General features: G+C 53.9%; 22 protein-coding genes. 2 read left to right on the top strand and 20 right to left on the bottom strand.

Going from position 1 to position 24,027, the window contains the following annotated elements; translation table 11 throughout:
• Window positions 1-16: 16 nt before the first annotated feature.
• From AB1S56_RS12365 to pdhA, 11 genes are all read right to left on the bottom strand, one after another.
• A complete protein-coding gene (locus tag AB1S56_RS12365; protein ID WP_340867440.1) occupies window positions 17-2,302 on the bottom strand; it encodes a DNA topoisomerase 3 in 2,286 nt (761 codons plus the stop codon).
• Between the two features lie 39 nt (window positions 2,303-2,341).
• The gene (locus AB1S56_RS12360; RefSeq protein ID WP_340867441.1) at window positions 2,342-3,376 is read right to left on the bottom strand and encodes a hypothetical protein; all 1,035 of its coding nucleotides are present in this window, start codon (window positions 3,374-3,376) and stop codon (window positions 2,342-2,344) included.
• Window positions 3,377-3,427: 51 nt separating this feature from the next.
• A complete protein-coding gene (locus tag AB1S56_RS12355) occupies window positions 3,428-3,751 on the bottom strand; it encodes a hypothetical protein (RefSeq protein WP_340867443.1) in 324 nt (107 codons plus the stop codon).
• Between the two features lie 163 nt (window positions 3,752-3,914).
• Window positions 3,915-5,399 (bottom strand): glutamate synthase subunit beta, encoded by a 1,485-nt coding sequence (locus AB1S56_RS12350; protein WP_340867444.1) that lies wholly within the window; start codon window positions 5,397-5,399, stop codon window positions 3,915-3,917.
• 227 nt (window positions 5,400-5,626) lie between these two features.
• Complete coding sequence (locus tag AB1S56_RS12345) at window positions 5,627-6,115, bottom strand: dihydrofolate reductase (protein WP_340867446.1); 489 nt, start codon at window positions 6,113-6,115, stop codon at window positions 5,627-5,629.
• A gap of 14 nt (window positions 6,116-6,129) precedes the next feature.
• Window positions 6,130-7,086, bottom strand: a complete 957-nt coding sequence (locus tag AB1S56_RS12340) for a thymidylate synthase (RefSeq protein WP_340867447.1) — start codon at window positions 7,084-7,086, stop codon at window positions 6,130-6,132.
• 43 nt (window positions 7,087-7,129) lie between these two features.
• Window positions 7,130-7,618: an acyl-CoA thioesterase gene (locus AB1S56_RS12335; protein ID WP_340867448.1), complete on the bottom strand. Its 489-nt coding sequence runs from the start codon at window positions 7,616-7,618 to the stop codon at window positions 7,130-7,132.
• 99 nt (window positions 7,619-7,717) lie between these two features.
• Window positions 7,718-9,133 carry a dihydrolipoyl dehydrogenase gene (lpdA, locus tag AB1S56_RS12330; protein WP_340867449.1) on the bottom strand — a complete coding sequence of 472 codons (1,416 nt, stop codon included), beginning with the start codon at window positions 9,131-9,133 and terminating at the stop codon, window positions 7,718-7,720.
• Window positions 9,134-9,136: 3 nt separating this feature from the next.
• A complete protein-coding gene (locus AB1S56_RS12325; RefSeq protein ID WP_340867450.1) occupies window positions 9,137-10,447 on the bottom strand; it encodes a dihydrolipoamide acetyltransferase family protein in 1,311 nt (436 codons plus the stop codon).
• A gap of 47 nt (window positions 10,448-10,494) precedes the next feature.
• Window positions 10,495-11,472 (bottom strand): alpha-ketoacid dehydrogenase subunit beta, encoded by a 978-nt coding sequence (locus AB1S56_RS12320; RefSeq protein WP_340867451.1) that lies wholly within the window; start codon window positions 11,470-11,472, stop codon window positions 10,495-10,497.
• Between the two features lie 22 nt (window positions 11,473-11,494).
• Window positions 11,495-12,562 carry a pyruvate dehydrogenase (acetyl-transferring) E1 component subunit alpha gene (gene pdhA / locus AB1S56_RS12315; protein ID WP_340867452.1) on the bottom strand — a complete coding sequence of 356 codons (1,068 nt, stop codon included), beginning with the start codon at window positions 12,560-12,562 and terminating at the stop codon, window positions 11,495-11,497.
• Window positions 12,563-12,880: 318 nt separating this feature from the next.
• Between pdhA and AB1S56_RS12310 the strand changes: the two genes are divergently transcribed.
• Window positions 12,881-13,618 (top strand): alpha/beta hydrolase-fold protein, encoded by a 738-nt coding sequence (locus tag AB1S56_RS12310; RefSeq protein WP_340867453.1) that lies wholly within the window; start codon window positions 12,881-12,883, stop codon window positions 13,616-13,618.
• Between the two features lie 28 nt (window positions 13,619-13,646).
• On the opposite strand, the gene AB1S56_RS12305 is transcribed toward AB1S56_RS12310, so the two are convergent.
• Together AB1S56_RS12305 and AB1S56_RS12300 are read right to left on the bottom strand one after the other, a co-directional pair.
• The gene (locus AB1S56_RS12305) at window positions 13,647-14,120 is read right to left on the bottom strand and encodes a low molecular weight protein-tyrosine-phosphatase (protein ID WP_340867455.1); all 474 of its coding nucleotides are present in this window, start codon (window positions 14,118-14,120) and stop codon (window positions 13,647-13,649) included.
• 2 nt (window positions 14,121-14,122) lie between these two features.
• Window positions 14,123-14,782, bottom strand: a complete 660-nt coding sequence (locus tag AB1S56_RS12300) for a trimeric intracellular cation channel family protein (RefSeq protein ID WP_340867987.1) — start codon at window positions 14,780-14,782, stop codon at window positions 14,123-14,125.
• Between the two features lie 182 nt (window positions 14,783-14,964).
• Here AB1S56_RS12300 and AB1S56_RS12295 point away from each other — a divergent pair, with 182 nt between their 5' ends.
• Window positions 14,965-15,600 carry a thiamine diphosphokinase gene (locus AB1S56_RS12295; protein ID WP_340867457.1) on the top strand — a complete coding sequence of 212 codons (636 nt, stop codon included), beginning with the start codon at window positions 14,965-14,967 and terminating at the stop codon, window positions 15,598-15,600.
• Here AB1S56_RS12295 and AB1S56_RS12290 read toward each other — a convergent pair.
• The 7 genes from AB1S56_RS12290 to AB1S56_RS12260 form a co-directional block, all read right to left on the bottom strand.
• A complete protein-coding gene (locus tag AB1S56_RS12290; RefSeq protein WP_340867459.1) occupies window positions 15,597-17,597 on the bottom strand; it encodes a DNA mismatch repair protein MutS in 2,001 nt (666 codons plus the stop codon). The genes AB1S56_RS12295 and AB1S56_RS12290 overlap by 4 nt on opposite strands.
• A gap of 405 nt (window positions 17,598-18,002) precedes the next feature.
• Entirely contained in the window at window positions 18,003-19,526 is a 1,524-nt protein-coding gene (locus AB1S56_RS12285; RefSeq protein WP_340867460.1) for a BCCT family transporter, read from the bottom strand.
• 91 nt (window positions 19,527-19,617) lie between these two features.
• Window positions 19,618-20,367, bottom strand: coding sequence for an MBL fold metallo-hydrolase (locus AB1S56_RS12280; protein ID WP_340867989.1), 750 nt, complete (start codon window positions 20,365-20,367; stop codon window positions 19,618-19,620).
• 35 nt (window positions 20,368-20,402) lie between these two features.
• The gene (locus AB1S56_RS12275; RefSeq protein ID WP_340867461.1) at window positions 20,403-21,077 is read right to left on the bottom strand and encodes a GNAT family N-acetyltransferase; all 675 of its coding nucleotides are present in this window, start codon (window positions 21,075-21,077) and stop codon (window positions 20,403-20,405) included.
• Window positions 21,071-21,760 (bottom strand): GNAT family N-acetyltransferase, encoded by a 690-nt coding sequence (locus AB1S56_RS12270; RefSeq protein ID WP_340867462.1) that lies wholly within the window; start codon window positions 21,758-21,760, stop codon window positions 21,071-21,073. Before AB1S56_RS12270 ends, AB1S56_RS12275 begins: the two co-directional genes overlap by 7 nt.
• Before the next feature lie 159 nt (window positions 21,761-21,919).
• On the bottom strand, window positions 21,920-23,278 hold the full coding sequence (locus AB1S56_RS12265; RefSeq protein ID WP_340867463.1) for a HAMP domain-containing histidine kinase: 1,359 nt from the start codon (window positions 23,276-23,278) through the stop codon (window positions 21,920-21,922).
• Window positions 23,275-23,973 (bottom strand): response regulator transcription factor, encoded by a 699-nt coding sequence (locus AB1S56_RS12260; protein WP_340867464.1) that lies wholly within the window; start codon window positions 23,971-23,973, stop codon window positions 23,275-23,277. The genes AB1S56_RS12265 and AB1S56_RS12260 overlap by 4 nt, the downstream gene beginning before the upstream one ends.
• Between the last annotated feature and the right edge of the window lie 54 nt (window positions 23,974-24,027).

Genomic DNA, 24,027 nt, shown 5'->3' with positions numbered 1-24,027 from the left:
GCTGCAAAGCCCCTGGCTATGCTTGCTCCACACCGATATCGCCTGTCTCGGCGGAGCGAAGCACGATTCGGCCCTCGCTTGGCGAGCCGTCTGCGAGAACAAGCTTCAGCTTCGCCGTTTTCCCCTTTTCGACTAACGCTTTGATCTGGGCATCCGTCAAGCTGCGGCCGAATGACTCCTTCCAGATGACAAATTTGCAGCCGCTGCGATAATTCGAGCAGCCATAACCCTTGCGTCCCATAAACAATCGGCCGCCGCAGCCCGGTCTGGGACAGGCGGCCACGACGCGAGGCTCCGATGGCGCTTCGCTTCCGCTTGACGCTCCTGCAGCCGTTGTCGTTGCCGTCGCCGTTGTTCTGGCGCGTACGCTGCCTCTTGGCGATGCGGACCTCTCCCCCGCCGCCTTGCCTGTCTTGGCCGTTCCTCTGCGGGATTTCCCTCTTGCCCCGGCGTCGTCCCCTTCAAACGCTTTGACATCCACTCTTGTCTGCAGCCGAACCTTCTCAACAATCATCGTGGCGAATTTTTTGACATTGTCCATAAACTGAGCATCGGATGCGTTCCCTCTGGCTATGTCGTTCAGCCGACGCTCCCACATGCCCGTCATCTCCGGCGAGGTCAGCAGCTCCACGCCCGCAGCCCGTATCAGCTCAATTGCTGTTCGGCCTTTTTGGGTAATCATAATTTTTTTGCCCTGCATCGTAACGTAGCCTACATTCTTCAGCCTCTCAATCGTTGCTGCGCGTGTAGCGGGCGTGCCGAGGCCGGAATCCTTCATCGCGTCGCGGACTTCCTCGTCTTCGATCTGCTTGCCGGCGCTTTCCATCGCCTTCAGCAGCGTGCCCTCCGTATAAGGCTTAGGCGGCTGCGTCTCTTTCTCCTTCGACTGCGCTTCCCGGCATACAACGCCAGCCTTGGCGTCAACAGAGAAGGGCTCCGCGACCTCCTCTTCCTCCTCCGAATCCTCATCCTTTTTGGCGGCCTTGCCCTTCTCCTTCTTCTGATCGGCATAAATGATTTTCCATCCGAGGCTGAGCAGCTCCTTCACGTTCGTTTTGAACGTCTCGCCCTCCACCTCCGTCAGTACAGTATGCGACTTATATTCCGCTGCAGCATAAAATTGGGAGAGAAAGCGCCGCACAATGAGATCATACAGCTTGCTCTCCTCAGGCGATAACCCTGAAGCTTTTCGATGCGTCGGCAGAATCGCATGGTGATCCTCCACCTTGGACGGGTTGCAAATATATTTGTTCCCCTTATGGACAAGGCCCTTGTTCGCGCCTCTCACCCATTCGTCATAGGACGTTCCTTGGAGCGAGGCCAAGGCCTTATGCATCTCCGGAATGTTCTGCTCCGTTACATAGTTGGAATTGGTACGCGGATAGGAGATGACCTTATGCTTCTCGTAGAGCGCTTGAGCGATATCCAGCGTTTTTTTGGCCGAAAAACCGTATTTACCGTTAGCCTCCCGCTGAAGCAGCGTCAGATCGTACAGCTTGTACGGATATTCCTTCAGCTCCTTCACCTCGTAGGACGCAATTCTTCCCGGCTTCCCCTTCACCTTGGCTGCAATAGCTTTAGCGCGCTCGGGATCCGTCATCCGCTCTCCCTGCCATAAGCCTCTGTATGTAAGGTCTTCCTGTTGGAATTGCGCCTCCACCTCATAAAATTTCAACGAGTCGAAGCTTTCGATTGTTTTCTGTCTGTCATAGATTAGCGCGAGAACCGGCGTCTGCACTCTGCCCACGGATAGCAGCACGTTGTGTCTCGTCGTGAAGGCGCGCGAGCCGTTCATCCCGATCAGCCAATCCGCTTCGCTTCGGGCGGTTGCGGCTTTGGTTAGGTTATCGTATTCGGACCCATCTCTCAGCTCAGCGAAGCCTCTTCGAATCGTCTCCGGCGTCAAATCCGAAATCCACAGGCGCTTCACAGGCTGCTTGAGCCTAAGATGCCGCTGGATAAGCGAAAAGATGTATTGGCCCTCACGCCCGGCGTCGCAGCAATTCACAAGGGAATCGCAGCGCTTCGCCAGATCCTTGATCACCTTGAGCTGATCCATCGTTTTCCGGTTCGGGACAAGCTTGAACGTGCTCGGAATAATGGGCAAATCTGCGATATTCCACTTTTTGTAGCGGTCATCATAAGCATCTGGCTCGGCCAAGCCGATCAAATGCCCAATTGCCCATGTAATGATATATTGTTCGCCTTCTATATAAGTGCGGTTGTTTTTGGCTTTGGGATCTATGGCTGCCGCGATATTACGCCCCATGTCGGGTTTCTCCGCTATAATTAAGGTTTTCAACGATGGGTCGCTCCTTTGCGGTCGTTACTTCTGATAGAGTCAGACAGGCGCCTGAACCTCCTGAACCTCCGCCAAGATGGCTCGAAATATAGATTTTACGCCCTTGGACCAGTTGGGGTCCTCCGCGTATTCGCGGTTAATCCAGGTGATCGCGTCTATATGCGCCGGCTTGTCCTTGCTAAGCCTGACGATCGTTCTTGCTGCGATTTGTGACGATTGTTCGATTGTCGTATTGAACGCCTGCCAGCTATGGAACACGTTAAACGGATTGTTGGCGATCTCATCCGCTTGGTCATGCGTAATCGGAACAAAGGCCTGCTCCTGGCCGGTAATCGCGAACAACAGAGCGGGGTGTATGTCGAAGGCTTCAGCTGTATCCATAATGGGGTCAAAATATTGCGGCTTGGCCAGCATCGACGACTTGCTGCCCAGAAAGGCAAGCAAGCGTTCGCGATTGACCTCCGCATACTTCAGCTCAGCCGGCAATTCATTGATTGACGGCTGAGGAGCGACGGCCGGTATCGCGGGAGCCTCCGTTCTCTCCGCTGCCAGGTCAGCTGGCGGCTCCGGCGGCGTCCAGCCGAATAAGAGCGCGGCTGCTACCGTCGCTGCTGACAACAGACTGTACAACAGAAGGCGCTTCCGTCTGCGATCTCGAATGGCGGGATGAAGCTGGCCTGGAAGGGGCTGAACACCCGCCTCCACTGACGCAAGCGGCTTTATCGCAGCCGTACCGCTGTGGAACAGCTGAGACTCCTTCTCCCTAAGCCAGCGCTTCAGGGGTTCAGCAATACGGGAGTCCTGCTGGTCCAGCTCCATACATAATGCATAAATATCGTCCGGACTGACGGGACGCTGCTGCTCCAACACAGTGGTGCGAATTAAGGTCCGGGTCAGCTCCCGCTTGAGCAGAGGCCCGAATTCCGGAAGCTGCTTATGGATGATGCGGGTTACCGCATCGGCAACGATCTCCGCTCGCTGCTCGGTTGGCATCGCTGCGTATTTATGGCTAACATAGCTGCGTATGTTGCGAACATCACTTGGTGTGAGCACATAAGCCTGATCGACGGACATATGAATCTCCCCTTGGGCGCGGCATCTACACCGATTTTACCACAACTTTCCTTAGCGTAGGGATGATAGATTTTGAATACGGGACTGCATTTCCTCGCTCATGATATAAGCGGTAATCTGCTCCTTTTCCGAGAAGGTGAACTGATATTCGCAGTCGCAATCCTCATCCTGCGGCACGATCTGAGCGATGGCGCCAGTTGTCGTGCAAATGACAAGAATAGAGAATTGAATGATATCCTCCGGCAGTGGAGTCGACTCATGCAGCGTTGGCAGCAGCGTAATATCCACCCATTGTCCATCCTCCCGAAGCTCAACAGCGGCCTTATAGCTGGTGAAGGTTAATTCCGTAATACGATCAGATCCATATTTAATCATGATCTCACTCTCCTCGTGGCATAAATTACGCGACAAGCAAGAAGATACGCTGTCACAACCATATCCTTTCCTATACATCAAGAAAAAGAAAAGCGCCCAACAAGGCGCTTTCTCGGATTGTCGCCACAGCCGCTGCTTGCGGCTATACGCAATATTTGTTTAATTAAGGAAGCATCGAGGAGCCCATCAAATATTTGTCCACCTCGCGAGCTGCTTCACGGCCTTCGTTGATCGCCCATACGACCAAGCTTTGTCCGCGACGCATATCGCCGGCAGCAAATACTTTGTCCACGTTTGTTTTGTATTTGCCGTAAGTGGCTTTAACATTGGTGCGGCGGTCCTGCTCAAGACCCATTTGCTGGATCAGCGTGTTCTCCGGACCTTCAAAGCCGACAGCGATGAATACAAGATCTGCAGGCCATACCTTTTCAGTGCCCTCCAGCTCCTTGTAAATTTTGCGTCCCTGCTCGTCAACCGTACGCTCGATTTGAACCGTATGAAGCTCCTTCAGCTTGCCGTTCTCGCCTACAAACTTTTTCGTCAGGACGGAGAATGCGCGAGGATCCTCGCCATATAGCGCTTTGGCTTCCTCTTGCGCGTAGTCCAGCGTGTATACGTTCGGGAATTGCGGCCACGGGTTGCTGATTGGATCACGCTCCAGCGGCGCTTTGGCGTGCGTGCCGAATTGGGTAACGGATTTGCACCCGTGACGTAACGCCGTCGCTACGCAGTCCGTACCTGTATCGCCGCCGCCGATAACAATAACATCCTTGTCCTTGGCGGAGATATAGTTGCCGTCCTCCAGACCGGAATCCAGGTAGCTCTTGATCGTACCGTTCAGGTAATCCATCGCCATATGAACGCCGTCAAGGTCACGTCCTTCGATATCAACATCGCGCGCCTTCGTCGCGCCGCCGCACAAGACAACAGCGTCGAAGTTTTCCAGCAGCTCGTCTGCCGAAATATCCTTGCCGATCTCTGTGTTCGTCACGAACTGGACGCCTTCCTCCGTCATAAGGTCAACGCGGCGCTGCACCACATACTTCTCCAGCTTCATCGTTGGAATGCCGTAAGTCAGCAAGCCGCCAATACGATCCGCACGTTCGTATACTGTCACCGTATGGCCGGCTTTGTTCAATTGCGCGGCTGCTGCCATTCCGGCAGGACCTGAACCGACAACCGCAACGCGTTTGCCTGTACGCATCTTCGGAGGCTGCGGCACAACCCAGCCCTCTTCGAAGCCGCGGTCGATAATCGCTTGCTCAATGGTCTTAATGGTAACAGCGTCGCCAATCAAGCCCACTGTACAGGAGCCCTCGCATGGAGCCGGGCATACACGGCCTGTGAACTCAGGGAAGTTGTTTGTCTTATGCAGACGGTCCAGCGCCTCGCGCCACAGACCTCTATAAATCAAATTATTCCATTCCGGAATCAGGTTGTTCACCGGACAGCCGGATACCGAACCGGCCAGCTCCATTCCCGTATGGCAATAAGGCGTTCCACAGTCCATACAGCGGGCGCCTTGCGTGCGCAGCTGCTCATCGGAAAAATGCTTGTGGAACTCATTCCAATCCTTAATGCGCTCCAGCGGGTCGCGATCGGCCGGCAATTCGCGATGGTATTCCATAAAACCAGTTGGTGTAGACATGATCGCTTTTCCTCCATCCTGTATCCCAGCGCTAACGTATGAATGCAAGCTAATGATAGCGGGAATCCAAGTTTTATATAATGAAATACTTATTAGCTACCTATGACCTAATAACTTATTATAACATGCTAGCATTCCTTAGTTGAACAGGTTAATGGATTTTCCGCACAATCATTTGCACTTTATGACGAATAGTTCGTTAATTCGTCAATCCTGCCTCAGGGTGGCTACCCCTTGCGAAGATACGTACAGAAACGATGGTCATACGCGTTCCGTTCATCCTTCTCTCTGCTCTCGCTTGCCGTTAATTCCCACTGGGAGGAATCCCACTCCGGGAAATAAGCGTCAGCGCCTACGATCTCGGCGTCTACCTCCGTCACAAGCAGCTTGTCCGCGTATGGCAGAGCAAGCGCATAAATTTCGGAGCCGCCAATGACCATCAGCTCTTCATCCTTGCAGCGTTCAATGGCATCAGCCAGGTCATGGAACACTTCACAGCCCTCCAGCGCCAAGTCCTTGTTCCTTGTCAATACGATGTTATGGCGTTTGGGAAGCGGCCTTCCTAACGATTCATACGTTTTGCGTCCCATCAGCACTGTCTTGCCAGTTGTTGATGCTTTGAAGAACGCCATGTCGGACGGCAGATGCCACGGCAGACGGTTATCCACGCCAATGGCGCGATTCCGATCCATAGCCCAGATTAATGTTACCGGCATAAGCCCTCTCCTTCCTACACGGCGACTGGCGCCTTGATTGTGGGATGCGGATCGTAATGTTCGATGGCCAAATCGGCCAGATCGAAGTCGAATACGGACTGCTTGTCCGGATTCACCTGGAGCGTCGGCAGAGCGCGGGGCGTCCGCGACAGCTGAATTTCGATCTGCTCCATATGGTTCGAATAAATATGCGCGTCTCCGAAGGTGTGTACGAAGTCGCCTACGGCCAATCCGCATTCATGCGCAATCAGATGAGTCAGCAAAGCGTAGCTGGCCATATTGAAGGGCACTCCGAGGAAAATATCCGCGCTGCGCTGATACAGCTGACAGCTCAGCTTGCCCTCCGACACATAAAATTGAAACAGCGTATGGCAAGGCGGCAGCGCCATGGTCGGCACATCCTCCGGATTCCAAGCCGATACGATCAGTCTTCTGGAGTCCGGATTGGCTTTGATCGTCGTAATAACGTCCTTCAGCTGGTCAATTGTGTCGCCTTGCGTTGTCTTCCATGCCCGCCATTGCTTGCCGTAGACGTCGCCCAGCTCGCCATATCGCGCAGCAAAGTCATCATCCGTTAATATGCGCTCCTTGAATTGCTCCATCTGACGCCTGTATTCGGCCTCAAACGTTGGATCCGACTGGCTTCGCAGCCCGAAGTTGGACATGTCGGGACCCTTGTAATCGGCGCTTTCGATATAGCGCTTGAACGCCCATTCATTCCAAATATTGTTTTTATGCTGAAGCAAATACCTGATATTGGTATCGCCTCTCATAAACCACAGCAGTTCGCTTGCAACGAGGTTGAACGAAACACGCTTGGTCGTTAGCAACGGGAAGCCTTCATTCAGCGGAAATCGCATTTGATAGCCGAACGTAGAAATTGTGCCTGTGCCCGTCCGGTCATCCTTCCTGACCCCATTCTCTAGAACGTGACGAAGCATCCCTAGATAAGCCTGTTCGCTGGTGCTCATGTTCCACCTCCTCCAACACAATAACTACAATTATATCACCCGTCTAACTGCCCAGTCTATCCTGCTTCCGTTTTTTTCGCAGCGCATGCCTCTCTGGTGCATGGTGGAACAAGTGCCGCTCAAGCTCCGTCTCCGGCTGAACCGCAGGCACTGGAGAAGGCTTGCCATGCTCATCCAGCGCCACAAAGGTGAAGAAGGCGGTCACGGTCACATCGCGTTGTCCCGAATACAGGTTCTCCGTCGTCACCGAGACGTATATTTCCATGGAGCTGCGATTCGTCCACGAGACGAAGGCCTCCACCTCTATGACATCCCCTATTCGGATGGGCGCCAGGAAATCAAGACTGTCCGTGGATGCCGTCACCACCCGCTTGCGGGCATGGCGCATGGCGGCAATTGCGGCTACCTTGTCCATATATTCCATCAGCTTGCCGCCGAACATGGTGTCGTAATGGTTGGTGTCCAGCGGAAATATAAGCTGCGTCATTAATGTTCGGGATTCACTTGCTTTTTTGGCATGGGCATCGCTCATTTACAACTCCGCCTTTCAATAGTGAATGATTGAAATATGAACAAAGAGGCCGCGCGGCTCATACAGCCGAGTGACCTCTTTGCAAGCAAATGTTAGCTATTATTTAACAAAAGTGTGGATCGGATGTCCGAGAGCAACCTCAGCAGCATCCAGAACGATCTCGCCCAGTGTCGGGTGAGCATGAATCGTAAGCGCAATATCCTCAAGCGTAGCGCCCATCTCAATCGCCAGAGCAAGCTCAGCGATCATGTTGGAGGCTTCCAGGCCTACGATGTGAGCGCCCAGCACCAGACCGGAGTCCGCATCGGCAACCAGCTTCACGAAGCCTTCGTTCGCGTTAAGCGACATTGCACGGCCATTGATGGCAAACGGGAATTTGCCAACCTTGACGTTGTGGCCTTGCTCCTTCGCTTCCTTCTCGCTGAGACCAACGCTTGCGCATTCCGGATCGGAGAAGCAGACAGCCGGCACACATTTGTAGTCGATCACGCTTGGCAGGCCGGAGATGACTTCGGCAGCAACGCGGCCCTCGTACATCGCTTTGTGAGCAAGCGCCGGACCCGCGATAATATCGCCGATCGCGAAGATATGCGGAATGCTGGTACGGCATTGACCGTCTACCTCTACAAGACCGCGGTCAGACATCTTCACGCCGATCAGATCCAAGCCAAGCTCGCCGTCAGTGTTCGGACGACGGCCTACCGTAACGAGCAGGTAATCTGCCGTTACCTTTTCTTCTTTGTCGCCAACCGTGTATGTCACGGTTACGTCTTTATCCGTTTGCTCAGCGCTCTTCGCTTGCGCGCCGGTTACGATATCTACATTTTTGCCCTTCAGCTTCTTCGCGACGATGGAGGACATGTCTTTGTCGAAGCCTGGCAGAATCGAATCGGAGCCTTCGATTACGGTTACCTTCGTGCCGAACTTGGAGTACATTTGGCCAAGCTCAATACCGATGTAGCCGCCGCCGATTACAACAAGGCTCTTCGGCACTTCAGGCAGCGACAGCGCGCCTGTCGATGATACGATACGGCCGCCATAAGGGAATGCTTTCAGCTCGATTGGACGGGAGCCTGTAGCGATAATGCAGTTCTTGAAGCGGTAACGAGGCGCTTCCTGGTCGTTGAAGACACGCGCTTCGTTCTCGTTGATGAACATCACTTCGCCATGGAAATATTGCACCTTGTTCGCTTTCAGAAGCGAAGCAACGCCGCCAGTCAGCTTCTTGACGATGCCGTTCTTGAACTCCTGCACCTTGTCGAAGTTGACCTTCGCTTCGCCAACCTCGATGCCGAAATCGGCAGCGTGGCTAACAGACTCGTATTGATGGGCTGCAGAGATTAGAGCCTTGGAAGGAATACAGCCTACGTTCAAGCAGACGCCGCCAACATGCTCTTTGTCTACGATCAGAACGTTTTGGCCCAGCTGTGCCGCACGAATCGCAGCCACATATCCGCCAGGACCCGCACCGATAATTAGTGTATCAATATCTAGGGAAGCATCTCCGACTACCATGTGTTAAACCTCCATTATGAACAGTTCAGGCTGTGCCAGAAGCTGTTTGATATAGTTCATAAAGTTTTGAGCTGTCGCGCCGTCAATCAGACGGTGGTCGAAGCTCAGCGACAGTGCCATTACAGGTGCGGCAACAATCTCGCCGTTACGAACAACCGGCTTCTCCGAGATGCGGCCCGTACCGAGAATCGCCGCTTCGGGGAAGTTAATGACCGGCGTGAAGAACATGCCGCCGGCAGAACCGATATTCGAGATGGAGATCGTGCTGCCCTTCAGCTCGTTCGCTGCCAGCTTGCCGTCACGGCCGCGCACGGCCAGATCGCGAATGGAATCAGCAATCATAAAGATGTTTTTGCGGTCCGCGTCCTCGATAACGGGAACGATCAAGCCATTGTCCGTATCGGTTGCGATGCCGATATTGTAGTACTTGCGATAGACGATTTCTTGATTGGCTTCGTCGAGCGTCGAGTTCATGATCGGGAACTGGCGGCAAGCCGCAACCAGAGCCTTCACGATAAACGGCAGATACGTAAGCTTGGAGCCCTTCTTCTCTGCGTAAGGCTTGTATTTTGCGCGCAGCGCAACCAGCTCGGTAACATCGACCTCGTCCATAATGGTTACATGTGGAGCGGTATAGACAGCTTTGACCATAGCGGTAGCAATCGCTTTGCGGATGCCTTTGAACGGCACGCGCTCTTCTGGACGATAAGCGCCGCCGGTAGCCGCTGGAGCTTTGGACTCCGATTTAGCTGGAGCAGCCTGCGCCGCCTCCTCTGCCGCCGGAGCTGCTGTCTCTTGTTGCGCAGGAGCGGATCCGTCGAAGCCGTTCACGTCGTCGCGTGTGATACGGCCATTTTTGCCCGTGCCCGTTATTTGCGTCAGATCAACGCCCTTCTCGCGGGCGAATTTGCGCACGCTTGGCGTTGCAAGCACTTGCGCGTTCGTCGCCTGTGAAGCTGGAGCAGCGGCTTGTGTTCCCTCTGCTTGCGCTGGCGCGCTGGCCTGAGCTGGAGCGGCCTCCTCTTGCTTCGGCGCTTCCTCTGCCGCAGGTGTCGCTTGCTCAGGCAGATCGCCCTCCGCTTCGATGACAGCAACAAGCTCGCCGACATGGCAGACCTGACCGTCCTTCACTAATACCTCAAGCACTTTACCGTTCACTGGACATGGCACTTCTACAATTGCCTTGTCGTTCTGAACTTCCATAATAACATCGTCATCCGTCACGGCCTGGCCCGGCTGAATGAGTACTTTTACAATTTCGCCCTCGTGCAAGCCTTCGCCCAGCTCCGGGAATCGGTATTCGAATCTAGCCACCGATGGTAACCTCCTTTAAAAATCCGTTCGATTGTTTGTGCCCTATTCTAGAATTGGATAACCTTCTGAGCGGCGGCTACGATACGCGCCGGAGTTGGCAGCCAAGCGTCTTCCACTTGCGCGAATGGATACACCGTATCCGGACCTGCAACACGAAGCACTGGCGCTTCCAAGTGCAGGATCGCTTTTTCATTGATTTGCGCGATAACCTCGGCGGCAACGCCGGATGTTTTCTGCGCTTCCTGCACCACAATGGCGCGGTTTGTCTTCTGAATGGAAGCAACGATTGTATCAATATCGAGCGGCACAAGGGAGCGAAGGTCGATCACTTCCGCTTTCACGCCTTGCTTCTCGAGCTCGTCGGCTGCCTTCACCGCTGTGTGAACCATCATGCCGTATGCGATAATGGTAACGTCGCTGCCCTCGCGAACAACATTTGCTTTGCCGATCTCGATTGTGTATTCGCCTTCCGGAACATCCGCCTTGAACGCGCGGTACAGATTGAGATGCTCCATGAAGAATACAGGATCGTTGTCGCGGATTGCAGAGATCATAAGGCCTTTGGCGTCATAAGGATTGGACGGAATGACCACTTTGATGCCCGGAGTCTGCACAGCCAGGCCTTCCAGAGAATCCGTGTGAAGCTCTGCCGCTTTTACGCCGCCGCCGAATGGCGTACGGAATACGATTGGCGAGTTGTAGCGGCCGCCGGAACGGTAGCGCATACGCGCAGCCTGGACGAACATTTGGTCAAGCGCCTCATATATAAAGCCTACGAATTGAATTTCGGCGATGGGACGGAAGCCTTGAATGCCCATACCGACTGCCATACCTGCGATTGCGGATTCCGCAAGCGGCGTGTCGAACACGCGGTCTTCCCCGAATTCTTCCTGCAAACCTTCCGTCACGCGGAATACACCGCCGACTTTGCCAGCGTCCTCACCGAAGATGAGCACGTTGGAATCCCGTTTCAGTTCGACGCGCATCGCGTCGCGGATCGCTTCAAGCATATTCATTTGAGCCATGATCGTTTACTCCTCCCCTTTTCTATTGAAAATCGGCTTTTTGTTCTTCGAGGTATTGCGGCGTTGTTTCAAACATGGTGTCGATCAGGCCTGCAACCGTCATCTTCTCAACCGCTTCCGCTTTTTTGATATGCTCATTAACAGCCGCTTTGGCTTCTTCTTTCACGCGAGCCGTATCTTCTTCCGTCCAAAGGCCCTTCTTCTCAAGGAATTTGCCGTAACGGATCAGCGGATCCTTAGGCGCCCATTCCGCCTCTTCGTCCTTCGTCCGATATTTGGTTGTGTCGTCTGCCATGGAATGCGGACGGAAACGATACGTCAGCATCTCGATCAATGTTGCGCCTTCGCCGCTGCGGCCAACCTCTGCCGCTTCCTGCACAGCTTTAATGACAGCAAGCACGTCCATGCCGTCAACCTGCACGCCGCGAATGCCGGCTGCTACCGCTTTGTGCGCAACAGACAATGCTGCCGTCTGCTTGGCGAATGGCGTTGTAATGGCGTAGCCGTTGTTCTGTACAACATAAATAACAGGCAGCTTGAAGACGCCCGCAAAGTTCAGACCTTCGTAGAAATCGCCTTCGGAGGAGCCGCCGTCGCCTGTATAAGTAATCGCAACGCGCTTCTCGCCCTTCTTCTTGAATGCCATAGCAACGCCGGTAGCGTGCAGAATTTGTGCGCCGATAATGATTTGCGGCATAAGCACATGCACATCTTCCGGAATTTGTCCGCCATGCTGATGGCCGCGGGAATATAGGAACGCCTGGTACAGCGGCAGGCCGTGCCATACAAGCTGCGGCATGTCGCGATAGCCCGGGCAGATGAAGTCGTCTTTGTTCAGCGCGTATTCGCTTCCAACCATGGATGCTTCCTGGCCGGAGACAGGCGCGTAGAAGCCCAGTCGTCCTTGACGGCCAAGGTTAACGGCACGCTCATCCCATGTGCGTGTGAAAACCATGCGGTACATAATTTCTTTCAGCTGCTCGTCAGTCAAGTCCGGCATCAAATCCGGATTAATTACGTCCCCATCGAGTGACAATACTGATAGCGGCGTGACCGGTTCCGTTTGAACTTCGTATGGCAATTTGCTCATTTTGAACGCTCACCTCAATCGAAATATTTGAAAATCGGGTACCTCTGTTATAGAATTATTATAAACCTGTTTAGCGAAAATGGTCAAAGCAAAAAACAAAAAAACCGTTGTTTTTTCGCTAATCCTGCTCATTCTATTAAGGAATTGTATATGCTACAGCACTTAAATCCCACTATAACAGCATAATACAACAGCAATAATAGCGCCCCATTCACGTCAATCATTGGCGTAGCGCCTCAAATAGGCATACGCTTGCCTTACTATTGTTTACCCACATCAACCGCATTCCATTCAATAACGATAAGGAGCACGATGAACATGACCGACGAGCGATATTTGAAACGAACCATCCTGAAGGATACGGTGGACAGCCGCTTCCTGCCTGAAGGGAACAGGAGCCTTCGCATCTTCCTGCCGCCAGGCTATAACGAGGTGCTTAGCTATCCCGTTGTGTACTGTCAGGATGGCGAGGATTTCTTCAACTTTGGCCGTGTGGCCACCACAGCGACTAAGCTGATCCTGGATGAGGGGCTGGAGCCGTTCATCATTGTTGGCGTTGATGTGGACAAGAAGGTTCGGACCGAGGAGTATGCGCCTGACGGCTCTCGCCACGAGGGGTATGTACGCTTCTTCGCTGAAGAGCTGCTCCCTTACATTGAGGCCAAATATCCCGTCAGAAGAGAGCCGCAGCATCGGCTGCTGGCTGGCGATTCCCTTGGAGGCACCGTATCTCTTCATTTGGCCATTTCGTATCCTGAGCTGTTCACTCGGGTTATGTCGTTGTCGGGCGCGTTCTACGCCAGCTCTCAGGCCATCGTAGGGAATTGCTACGATCTAAGCTGGCTGTCGATTTATATGATTGTCGGATTGCAGGAGGACGCCTACGAAACCGATCGCGGCGTTTTTGACTTTGTTGCGCTTAACCGCAATACCCGAGCCCTGCTGGAGCACAAGGATGCCGAGGTTTTTTATGAGGAGAAGGACGGCAAGCATCAATGGGGCTTCTGGCAGCAGGAGATCCCGCAGGCGCTTCGTTATTTCATTGAAGTAGAGTAGCCATGAAAAAAAGCCGGCATGACAGGGTTTAAGCCCTTGCCATGTCGGCTTTGATTCTCTCCAGCAGCGCCTTGCAGCCCGCTTCCACAAGCTCATACACATAATCGAAGTTTCCATCGTAATAGGGATCCGGCACATCGAGAACCCCTCGCTGGGGCAGAAGCTCCATGAAGGTGAACACCTTCGATCCGGCAGCGCCTCCGAATATACCGCGCACATCCCGCAGGTTATTCCGGTCCATACACACGATATATTGGAAATCCTCGTAATCGGCGCTCTTCACCAGCCTGGCCGCCATGCCTTCATAGGACACGCCATGCTCATCCAGCACCTTGCGCGTGCCCTCATGCGGCTGATGGCCCAGATGCCAATCGCCCGTTCCCGCGGAATCCACCTCGATTGCATAGGGAAGCTGCTCCGCCGCCGCCAAGTGCCTCATAACGGCCTCCGCCATCGGCGATCTGCAAATGTTGCCCAAGCATACAAACAATACGCGTACCATATTCATACATCCTCTTTATTCATTTTAGGTCTGCGAACCTGCTCCGACACGGCGAAAGCGCCGCGCAGCGAGCGTCTCGGCAGCTTCCATTTGAAGTACACCGACAGCATCCGGAAGGTAATGACCAGGACGAACAGAATAAGAAGCTCGATGGTGTTCTTGAACCAGCCGAGTCCGATCGCAAGTCCCGCCAGCATGGCCCATACGGCATAGATTTCATCCTTCAGCACAAGCGGCTTGCGTCCTGCCAGCACATCGCGGATGATGCCGCCGCCAATTCCGGTAAGCATGGCAGCTACAAGCACAGCGCTAAGGGGATGGCCCATCTCTGTCGCGTACAACGCACCTTGTATGGCGAATGCCGCAAGACCGATGGCGTCGAAGAACGCCTCGCTTCTTCTCCATCGCAGAATCCATCGAATGGGCAGGAGAAAAGCGATGGTCATAGCAAGCAGGGCGATCTTCAGCAGGTACCCTTGGCTCCATAAGGTCGTTACCGGCATACCGATCAGCAGGTTGCGGACAACCCCTCCCCCGAACGCCGTGACTAGCCCCAGCACGTATACGCCCAATATATCATATTCTTCCTCCATGGCCACTATCGCGCCGCTGACCGCAAAGGCAATGGTGCCGATAATGCTGAATACGTTGAAAATATCCATACTCACAGCCGTTACTCCCCGCTTCCCGTCCACATGTGCGCATATGATGCCGCGCATCCTTACTCATTTTATATCCGGTCCTTGCGCCTGTGCAACGACAAATTTCGAGCTTATTGTGAGATGAACGCCTATTCGATATACTGTTAGTCAAATATAGACAAACCGGGAATGAGGAGCTGCATATGAAACGTATAGTCATATTCGCCGGCGGCGCCTTGGGTGATTGGGCACTTGCGCTGCTGCGTACCGGCGATACGCTGATTGGAGCGGACAGCGGCGCGCTGTTTCTGCTTCAGAGCGGCTTGACGCCGGAAGTCGCAATTGGCGATTTTGATTCCGTAAATGATGAGGAGCTTAGGCTCATCCGGGAACGCAGTGGAACGATGATCCAATGTGATCCCGTGGACAAGGATTATACCGACAGCGAGATGGCCTTCCGATATGCGCTGGATATGAAGCCAACGGAGCTGCTGCTGCTGGGAGGCATAGGCACCCGCTTCGACCACAGCTTGGCCAATGTGCATCTGCTTGCGCTGGCTGATGCTGCTGGCATACAGGCTAGCATTCAGGACCCCTGCAACCGTATTCGAGTCATATCGTCAACAACCGTTATTCCAGCGGAGGGATTTCCTCAGACCTCGCTGCTGCCGCTGTCGGAGCAGGCGGCAGGCATCACGCTTACAGGCTTCCAGTATCCGCTGCAGGACGCCACGCTTACCATTGGCCAATCCCTTGGGATCAGCAATCTGTTGTGTGCGGAAGAGGGGCTCATCGAGCTCCGGGAAGGGAAGCTGCTCGTCATCCAAAGCCGTGACTAGCCCCCTTGCGGCTCATCCGGCTGGATGACGATCTCCACTCCCTCCACATGCTTGCGGCTCATCTGATGTCGCAGCTTCCGATTCCCTTTGGATTCAAACACAATATCAAGATCGTACGATTCACCGGGGTACAGCTTCGACTTCTCGATATACAGCTTCAGCCGCTTCTGGTTGAAGCTCAGCTTCTCGCCTTTCACCAGCACAATGACTTGGCCTCTCTCGTCCGCAGGACGGTAGACAACACCCGCACGCTTGAGGGGATAGATCCAGACGGAATCCCCCTTCTCAAGGGATCGCTTTCGTGCAGGATTCTCCTGCTTCTCTTGCGTATCCCGCATGTCATTCGAATCGAGCTTCTCTTCCTCTTCCATATCCCGCACTTCATGCGCCTCCAGCTTTGGTGGCCGCTGCCCTTCCTCATGCTCCAGCTTCACCTGAGGCTGCTGCGGGGTCAGCTCTTCCACTGCCGCCCCCCTCTTAATCAATAGCGCTTCCGCCCGTTCCATCACCCCTTCCGGAAGGCCTAACCGTCTTGCAATCGCAAACGCATGGCTATCGCCGGCTTCTCCGATCTCCAGCCGGTACAAGGGCAGCAGCGTGTCCGGATCGAAGGCCATCCGGCCGTTCTGGCAGCCTGGGGTTTTCGCCGCAAATGCCTTGATTTCATTAAAATGTGTCGTAGCCGTCACCAAGGAACCTCTGTCCAGCAGCTTCTCGAGCATGGCGATCGACAACGCAATACCCTCCGACGGATCAGTCCCCGCAGCCATCTCATCAATAAGCAGCAGACTGGCAGAATCGGCGTAATCGAACATCTCCTTAAGCACGGAGATGTGGGAAGAGAAGGTGCTCAGCGACTGCTCCAAGCTTTGCCCGTCCCCTACATCGGCGATGATGTGCCTGAAGATGCCTATAGCGCTGCTCTCATCCGCAGGTATCAGCAGTCCAGCCTGTGTCATCAGAGCCAGCAAGCCGATCGTTTTCAAGGCTACAGTCTTTCCACCGGTGTTCGGCCCCGTAATAATAAGCTGCCTCCATGCAAGGCCAAGCTCCAGATGAAGGGGTACGCTTGCCCCTCCAAGCAAGGGATGGCGAGCACCCGACAGCGCGATTACGGGCTCTCGAAGAAGCTTTATCTTCCGCGCTCCCATGCTGCTTGCAAGCTTGCCCCGCGCCATAATGAAATCAAAACTGGCCATCGCCTGAACGTTCGTCACCATTGGAGCGTGGTAGCTTTCAGCCAATTGGGACAGCCTCGCAAGCACAATACTCCGCTCCCTCTCTTCAGCCCCTCTCCATTCAGCAAGCTCCTGATGCAGCTCAGCGGCCTCATGAGGCTCAACAAACAACGTTTGTCCGCTGGCCGATTCATCAAGCACGGCTCCCGGCACCTGCTTCCTGAATTCCCGCTTGACCGCGATAACGAACCGGCCTCGCCGCCTGCTGACGATAGAGTCCTGCAGGAAGCTTCGATATTTGTTCAGCGCTTGCTCCATTTTGCGGCTGATTTTATTTTCTGCAGCATACATCTGCCTTCGGATATACGCAAGATGCGGACTGGCCTCATCGGTTAATGTCCCATAGCGGATACATCTGGCAAGCTCCTCTCGCAGCGCTTTACAATCATCCAAGGACTCCGCGTAAGCGGCAATAGTAGGTGCAATGCCCGTCTTGCTGCGCATATACTTTTTCATCTGAGCCACAGATGTCAGCCAGACTGCAACGGCGTCAAGCTCATCCTCACTGTATACTCTGCCTTTCCCCAGCAACGCGATAAATATATCGATACCATCCATTGGCGATAATGGAATACTTGCCCCGCTTGCAAGCAGCTCTGCAGCTTCTTGCGCCTCCTGCAGCCACGCCGTTATTTGTCCGTAGCTGAAGCTGGGTTTCATAGCCTCCGCCAGCTTTCGCCCTTCAGGGGAAACCGTCAGCTCGGCGGTCATCCGTACGATGCGATCAAATTCCAATTTAGATAATGTTTGTTGATTCATTGTGTGCAGCCTCCTTTTTTGTACAAAAAAAAAAGCAGGAACGAAAACGCGGGCGCGCTCCGTTCCTGCTTCATCATAGATAAGCCTATACCGATTCTGCCATCCGACAGCTGTCGTCGGAGGGGCAAAAACAAGCATAAAAAAACCGTGCTGCGGGAGCACGGTGATTAGGCCTCATCCAAATGCATGCAGGCGGAAATCCTCATGTTCTCAACTCTTGGGATGGGCTGACGAAACAAACCTCCGTTGAAACCATCATTTAACAATGGCTCCAGCAGGCCTAAGCTCAGCCGATCATATCCAATTACGAGTTAAGAACACCTGCATACATAAATTCAATCTCCTTACATACGTTGTACCTTTTTAATATATACGATGCTGCCGTCGTTCGTCAATGCGCCGCAACTACATATCTTCGATCAGCTCGTCCAGCTTTTTTCTTCTTTTGCGCTCCAGCTTCTTGCGATGCCTGTCCTCTTCTCTCAGGCTGCGGAGCAGCGCCGCGCACATCCCGATAATGATTAGCGCGAATGGAAGCGAGGTTACTATAGAAGCCGTCTGCAAGCCGCTCAGACCGCCGCTGAGCAGCAGAACAATCGCTACGGTAGACTGGAGGATGCCCCAGGTCAGCTTGATCAACGCTTTCGGATTCTGATCGCCCCGCTGCGACATCATTCCCAGCACGAATGTTGCGGAATCTGCGGAGGTGACAAAAAACACAACTACTAATAATGTCGCGATGCCTGACGCAAGCTGGCCGAGTGGCAGCTGGCCCAGCAGCATGAACAATACAGAGGTCACATCCTCTGCTGCGGCAGCCGCAAGCGGCACATCCTGCATAAGCTCCATGAACAGCCCTGTACCCCCGAATACAGAGAACCAGAGAAAGCCGAGCAGGCTGGGTACGATCAGTACGCCGAGTACAAATTCCTTAATCGTGCGGCCTCTAGACACTCTTGCAATAAACGTCCCTACAAATGGCGCCCATGCGATCCACCACGCCCAATAAAAGAGTGTCCAGTTGCCGATCCAGCTGTTCTGGGAGAACGGCGTCAGCCTTAAGCTCATCCCGATCAAATTCTGCACATAAGAGCCCATCGTATTCGTGAGGGCATCCATAATAAACGATGTTGGACCCACCGTGAATACAAATAGCAGCAGCAGGAAAGCGATCATAAGGTTCATGGTGCTGAGCAGCTTAATTCCCCTGTCCAGGCCCGTAAGCGTGGAGCCCATAAACAAAACCGTCACGATCGCAATAATCCACACCTGGGAAGAGGACGTCACCGGCAGACCGAACATCGCGGACAGCCCCCCATTAATTTGCAGCGCTCCCAGCCCCAGCGATGTAGCAACGCCGAATGCGGTCGCAATAATAGCCAGCACATCAATTCCCTTGCCGATGGGACCGTTGACCCTCTCCTTCAGCAGCGGATAGAACGTGGCGCTGATGAGGCCTTTCCGCCCCTTGCGGAACTGATGGTAAGCCAATATCAGACCGACAATCGTATAGATCGCCCAAGGGTGCAAGCCCCAATGAAAAAATGAATAACGCATAGCGATTCGCGCTGCTTCCGTTGTGCCGCCCATTACGCTTTCAGGAGGGGCCAAATAATGCGACAGCGGCTCCGCCGCTCCCCAAAACACTAAGCCGATCCCCATCCCGGTGCTGAACAGCATGGCGAACCAGGGCAGCAAGCTGTATTCCGGCTCGTCGTCATCGTCACCGAGCTTGATGGAGCCGTATTTGCCGAAGGCCAGCACAAATGCAAAAACCAGAATGCCGAACATCGTCAGCAGATAGAACCAGCCCATCTTCTGAATCATCAGATCGAACAGAGCGCCGGCCGATGCAGCCAACTGCTCCGGCATGAGCGCCCCCCACGCAACAAAACAGCCGATGATCACTATCGCAATCCAAAAAACCATGGCAAGTCCTCCTTTTCTTGCCATAGCTTCCCCACGCCTGCAGATAAATATAGGACGGAGCCGCAAAAAAATAATGCGGCCCCGTCCCTTCTTATAGCTGCAGCTCCACCCGCATACCGGTTTCTGCATATCGCACATTGGCGGGAAGAGCGTCCCGATGGTCGATATGAATGTCATGGGATAAATGCGTTAGAATAACTTCCTTCGGCTGCCAAAGCCGGAACAGCTCCATGGCCTCCCGCACATCATACAAGGAGCGAGTTTCTCTGGGATAAGGCTCATGGAAGAAGCTTGTCCCCAGAATGAGCAGATCTACGCCTCGAAGCGGTTCCTGCTGCTCCTCCGTCAGATCGATGGCATCGGAGCAATAGACCCACGTATAGCCGCTTCGCTCATGCTGGAACCGGAAAGCGTAGGCATACCCGTTTTTTCCGTGATTCACTCGCCATGACCTTACCCTCCACTGTCCGATAACAATCGGCTCATCCAAGGAACGGAGCTCGATGCGCGACGAGAGCCATGGGAAACGGGCGTTAATCTCTGCGATAACCTCTGTCGGCGAGTAGGCGATGCCTCGGACATCACTCCAACGGCATGCGTCATACCATTCAGGAAGCCCTCCGATATGATCGAAATGAGCGTGCGTAATGAGCATACGGTCAATGGAGCGCAGATTGGCGGCTTCCATCTGCCGGCCCCAGTCCGGACCACAATCTATCCATGTAACGCCTCCATCCGCCATGTCGACCTGCAGCGAGGAACGCAGGCGCTTATTCCTGCCCTCGCCGTTTCGCGCTTCCAGGCAAACCTCACAGGAGCAATACACCCGTGGCACGCCCATCGCGTCTCCGGTACCGCGAAATATAAGGCTTGTGGTCATAGCGGCAGGAGCGCAACCTTGTCCATACGGCTCAGCTTGTCTACCATTTGGCTCCATTCAGCCGGCTTGTTGGGCAATGCGGCGTAATAGCCCGTCAGAAATTGGGCGACCAGCGAAGCGTCGATCTCTGCCATGTCTTCATCCTGAGGCAGAAAGCCTAAATCCAGCTCCGTGACGGCAGCCCCTTCATGATCCCAGGAAGGATGCACATATTGGAGGTCCAGCCTCTTGTAGCCGATATGCGACAGCACCTCTCGGCGAACAAACGGATTCATCGGCGTAACGCCTCCGAATTCGTGAGAGGCGGCCCGATAGGGATCATATATTTCCGCGAACATCCCAATAGGCTCAGTGCCTGACTCTTCTGCCAGACGCTCCAGATCCTTCTGCCGATTGCGCATCAGGAACCGGCCTACACCAAGCGCTGGCTTGCCAATAATGGTGAAGTCCGTCATAGCGACGCGAAGCTTGGGATCATACCGATATTCCGTTGCACCAACCACCTCATCGCCTAGCAGCGCCCCGTAGACATGAATCGATGGGTCCTCCAGCGGCTCGCGCCAAAGCTCGTAAGCAAGCACCTCCTCCGGCGGAAATATAGTGCCCAGCAGCTCATGCAGCGGCTTGAAATAGCGGTCCTCAATGGATGTGACGCGATGATAAGTTAACATGAGTTCAATCCCTCCTGACGAGGATGGCGGAACGGGTTGCGCCATTCCATAATAACCGCATTGCCCTTTGAATCCTCATCCTCCAAATAGTTGCGTGCGACGCTGAGGGGCATTCTTCCGCAGCGAAGCAAAAACGTAATAACAGGGTCATTCCATTCGCCTGACAGAACATTCTCCACGTATTGCTCCGGAGAAGCCTGATCCGATTTGGCCGCGTAGCCCGGCATTCTTCCGCCGCCTAGCAGTCGGTCAAGCCCCAGATGGACCACCGTTTCGTACATCGTCAACATCAGCCATTTGCCTGCGCCTGATTTGCGATATGCCGGTATGACGCCAATATCGACAACGTACAGCGTATCGCCGCCAGGCTCATGATTGCGGATGTACCCATTGTCTGTAATGGCCTCCCAGGTATGCTCACCGCCGTATTGGCTATAATCCACAATCAAGCCAGTCATGGAGCCGATAATGCGGCCGTCCGCTTCTATGCAAAGTGCGCCTTCTGGAAACCGGGCAACATGCTGGGACAGCTGCGCTTCGTTCCACAGCAGCTCCTCCGGAAAGGGAGGAGGAAAGCAGGCCTTTTGCACATCGATCAAGCCTTGAAAGTCAGCAGCGGCATAAGGTCTTATCAACGCTTTGAGCGGCTTGCCGTTATGTAGAAGATACAGCTCTTTCCTCATCCCGTCAGCTCCAGTCCGGATAGAGATCCGCTCTGCGATCACGCCAGGTCATCACAGAGCCGTGCTTGCGCACTTCCTCCAGCAATTCATCCCCGATGGACAACAGCTGTGTCGTCATCATGTACAGCTTCCCTCTTCCTGCATCAAATGAAAATGATGTTATTTGCGCTGCTTGAATTGCAGCGTAATGGTTGTACCAAGCTCCGGCAGGCTGAAGACGTCAATTTTCCCCTCATGAAGATCTACGATTCGCTTCGCGATGGATAAGCCGAGCCCTACGCCGCCGGTGGAACGGCTTCTTGCGCCATCGACCCGGTAGAAGCGCTCGAACAGATGCGGAATTTCCTTCTCCGGGATGCCCATGCCCTTGTCCTTTACCTCGATCTTGACTATATTTTTCATCAAGGTGATGGAGATATCGATGGGCTCCTTGGAATATTTGATTGCGTTGTCAAGCAGAATGACCAGCAGCTGGCGAACCTTGTCCTTGTCGCCCATCATTCGAACGACTCTGGACAAGGCCTTGACGCGAATGGGTCTCTGGAACGTCGTCTGCAGCATGGTTGCCAGCTCGTCCACAACCTGCACCACATCGAACATCTCCAGCTTCAGCCAATCCTCTTGCTCCGCTTCAGCCAGCATCAGCATCGACTTTGTCAGGTTTTGGAGCCTGGTCGCTTCCTTGGCAATCGCGTCAACCGCTTCATCCCTTATCTTTTCATCATCTCTTCCCCAGCGCTTGAGCATGCCAGCATAGCTGCTAATAACCGTTAGCGGCGTCTTCAATTCATGGGAGGCGTCAGCTACGAACTGCTTCTGCCTCGCGAAGGTCCTGTCGAGCCTCTCAATCATTTGATTAAACGCTCGAATCAGCTGCTGCAGCTCGGCCGACTCCTCGCGGTTGCCCATGTCGATCTGGCGCAGCTTCCCGCTGCGATCGATCTCCCTCATCGTGTTGACCATTTGCTGAATCGGCGCGGTCAGCCTGGAGGTGAACCAGTACGTGCCGAAAATGGCGAACAGAATCGCGCCGGCGCTTGTGACGCTTAGCGCAGCGACCAATACTTGAAGATAATTGTCGAGCTCGTCCAGAATGCGGGTCACCTCCAGCATGGCGATGACATCATCCCCTTCAAAGATCGGCACCCGCATAAACAGGACACGCTCCCCGCCTTTGGTCAGCATGCCGGAATGATGGTACCCCTCGAACACAGCTGGAAGCTCCATTAATACGGGATGCGAGCCAATGCCGATATTCAGAACGCGATTGTTGGGAGAAATTATGCGTATCATTTCGTTGACGTTGCGATATTCCTCAAGCAGATCGGGAGAGCTGAGACCCCGGCCGCTTTGAATGCGGGGGTTCTCCAGAAGCAGGTTCATCTTCGTCGTAATGACCTCTTCCTCGCTCTCCGTCGTGATCTTGATTACATAGAAGTACACAAAAATATTAAAAAAGATTAGGATCAGTATAAGCCAAAAAATCGTGAACAGCGTAAAGCGTTTACGCAGTGTCATGCGTCAGGCTCCTTTATCATATAACCGACGCCTCGCACCGTGTGGATCAGCTTGTGCCGGTAGCCCTTGTCCAGCTTCTGGCGAAGATAACGAATATAGACGTCTACAAGATTTGTTTCGCCGATGAAGTCGTAGCCCCACACCTCGGACAGAATGTCTTCGCGCGATTTCTCCTCATTGCGGTTCTCCACCAGGTAGACGAGCAGCTCGAACTCGCGCGGCGTCAGCTCGATCAGCAGATCCTTGCGGTACACCTTGCGCGACCGCAGCTCGATGGACAGATCTCCGAGCTTGATCAGATCCGACCCTTCCGCCTCCTTAGGATATTGCTGGAAGATTCGCAGAATGTTGCGCACTCTCGCAAGCAGCTCTTCCACCGCAAAGGGCTTTGTAATATAATCGTTGGCGCCATGCTCGAAGCCGCTGACCTTGTCAGGAACCGTATCCCGCGCGGTCAGCAATATAATGGGAACCGGGTTGCCCGCCTGCCGAATCAGCCGCAGCACCTCGATTCCGCTCATCTCGGGAAGCATAACGTCCAGCAGCACAAGCTGCCATTGGCCGGAAGAGGCCATCTCATAACCCTTGCGGCCGTCCTCGGCTACCCCTACTGTATACCCTTCATGCTCTAGCTCCAGCTGCAAGATGCGAGCGATTCCCGCCTCATCCTCAACGACCAAAATGCGTTCATTCATGCTCCGGAGCACCTCCTTTGTTGTCATTCCGATAACACTTTCAATCATAATGAA

This window comes from Paenibacillus sp. PL2-23 (assembly GCF_040834005.1).
Lineage (GTDB): Bacteria > Bacillota > Bacilli > Paenibacillales > Paenibacillaceae > Pristimantibacillus.
Note: the sequence above shows the minus strand (reverse complement) of the source record. Positions and strands in the feature narration are given on the sequence as shown.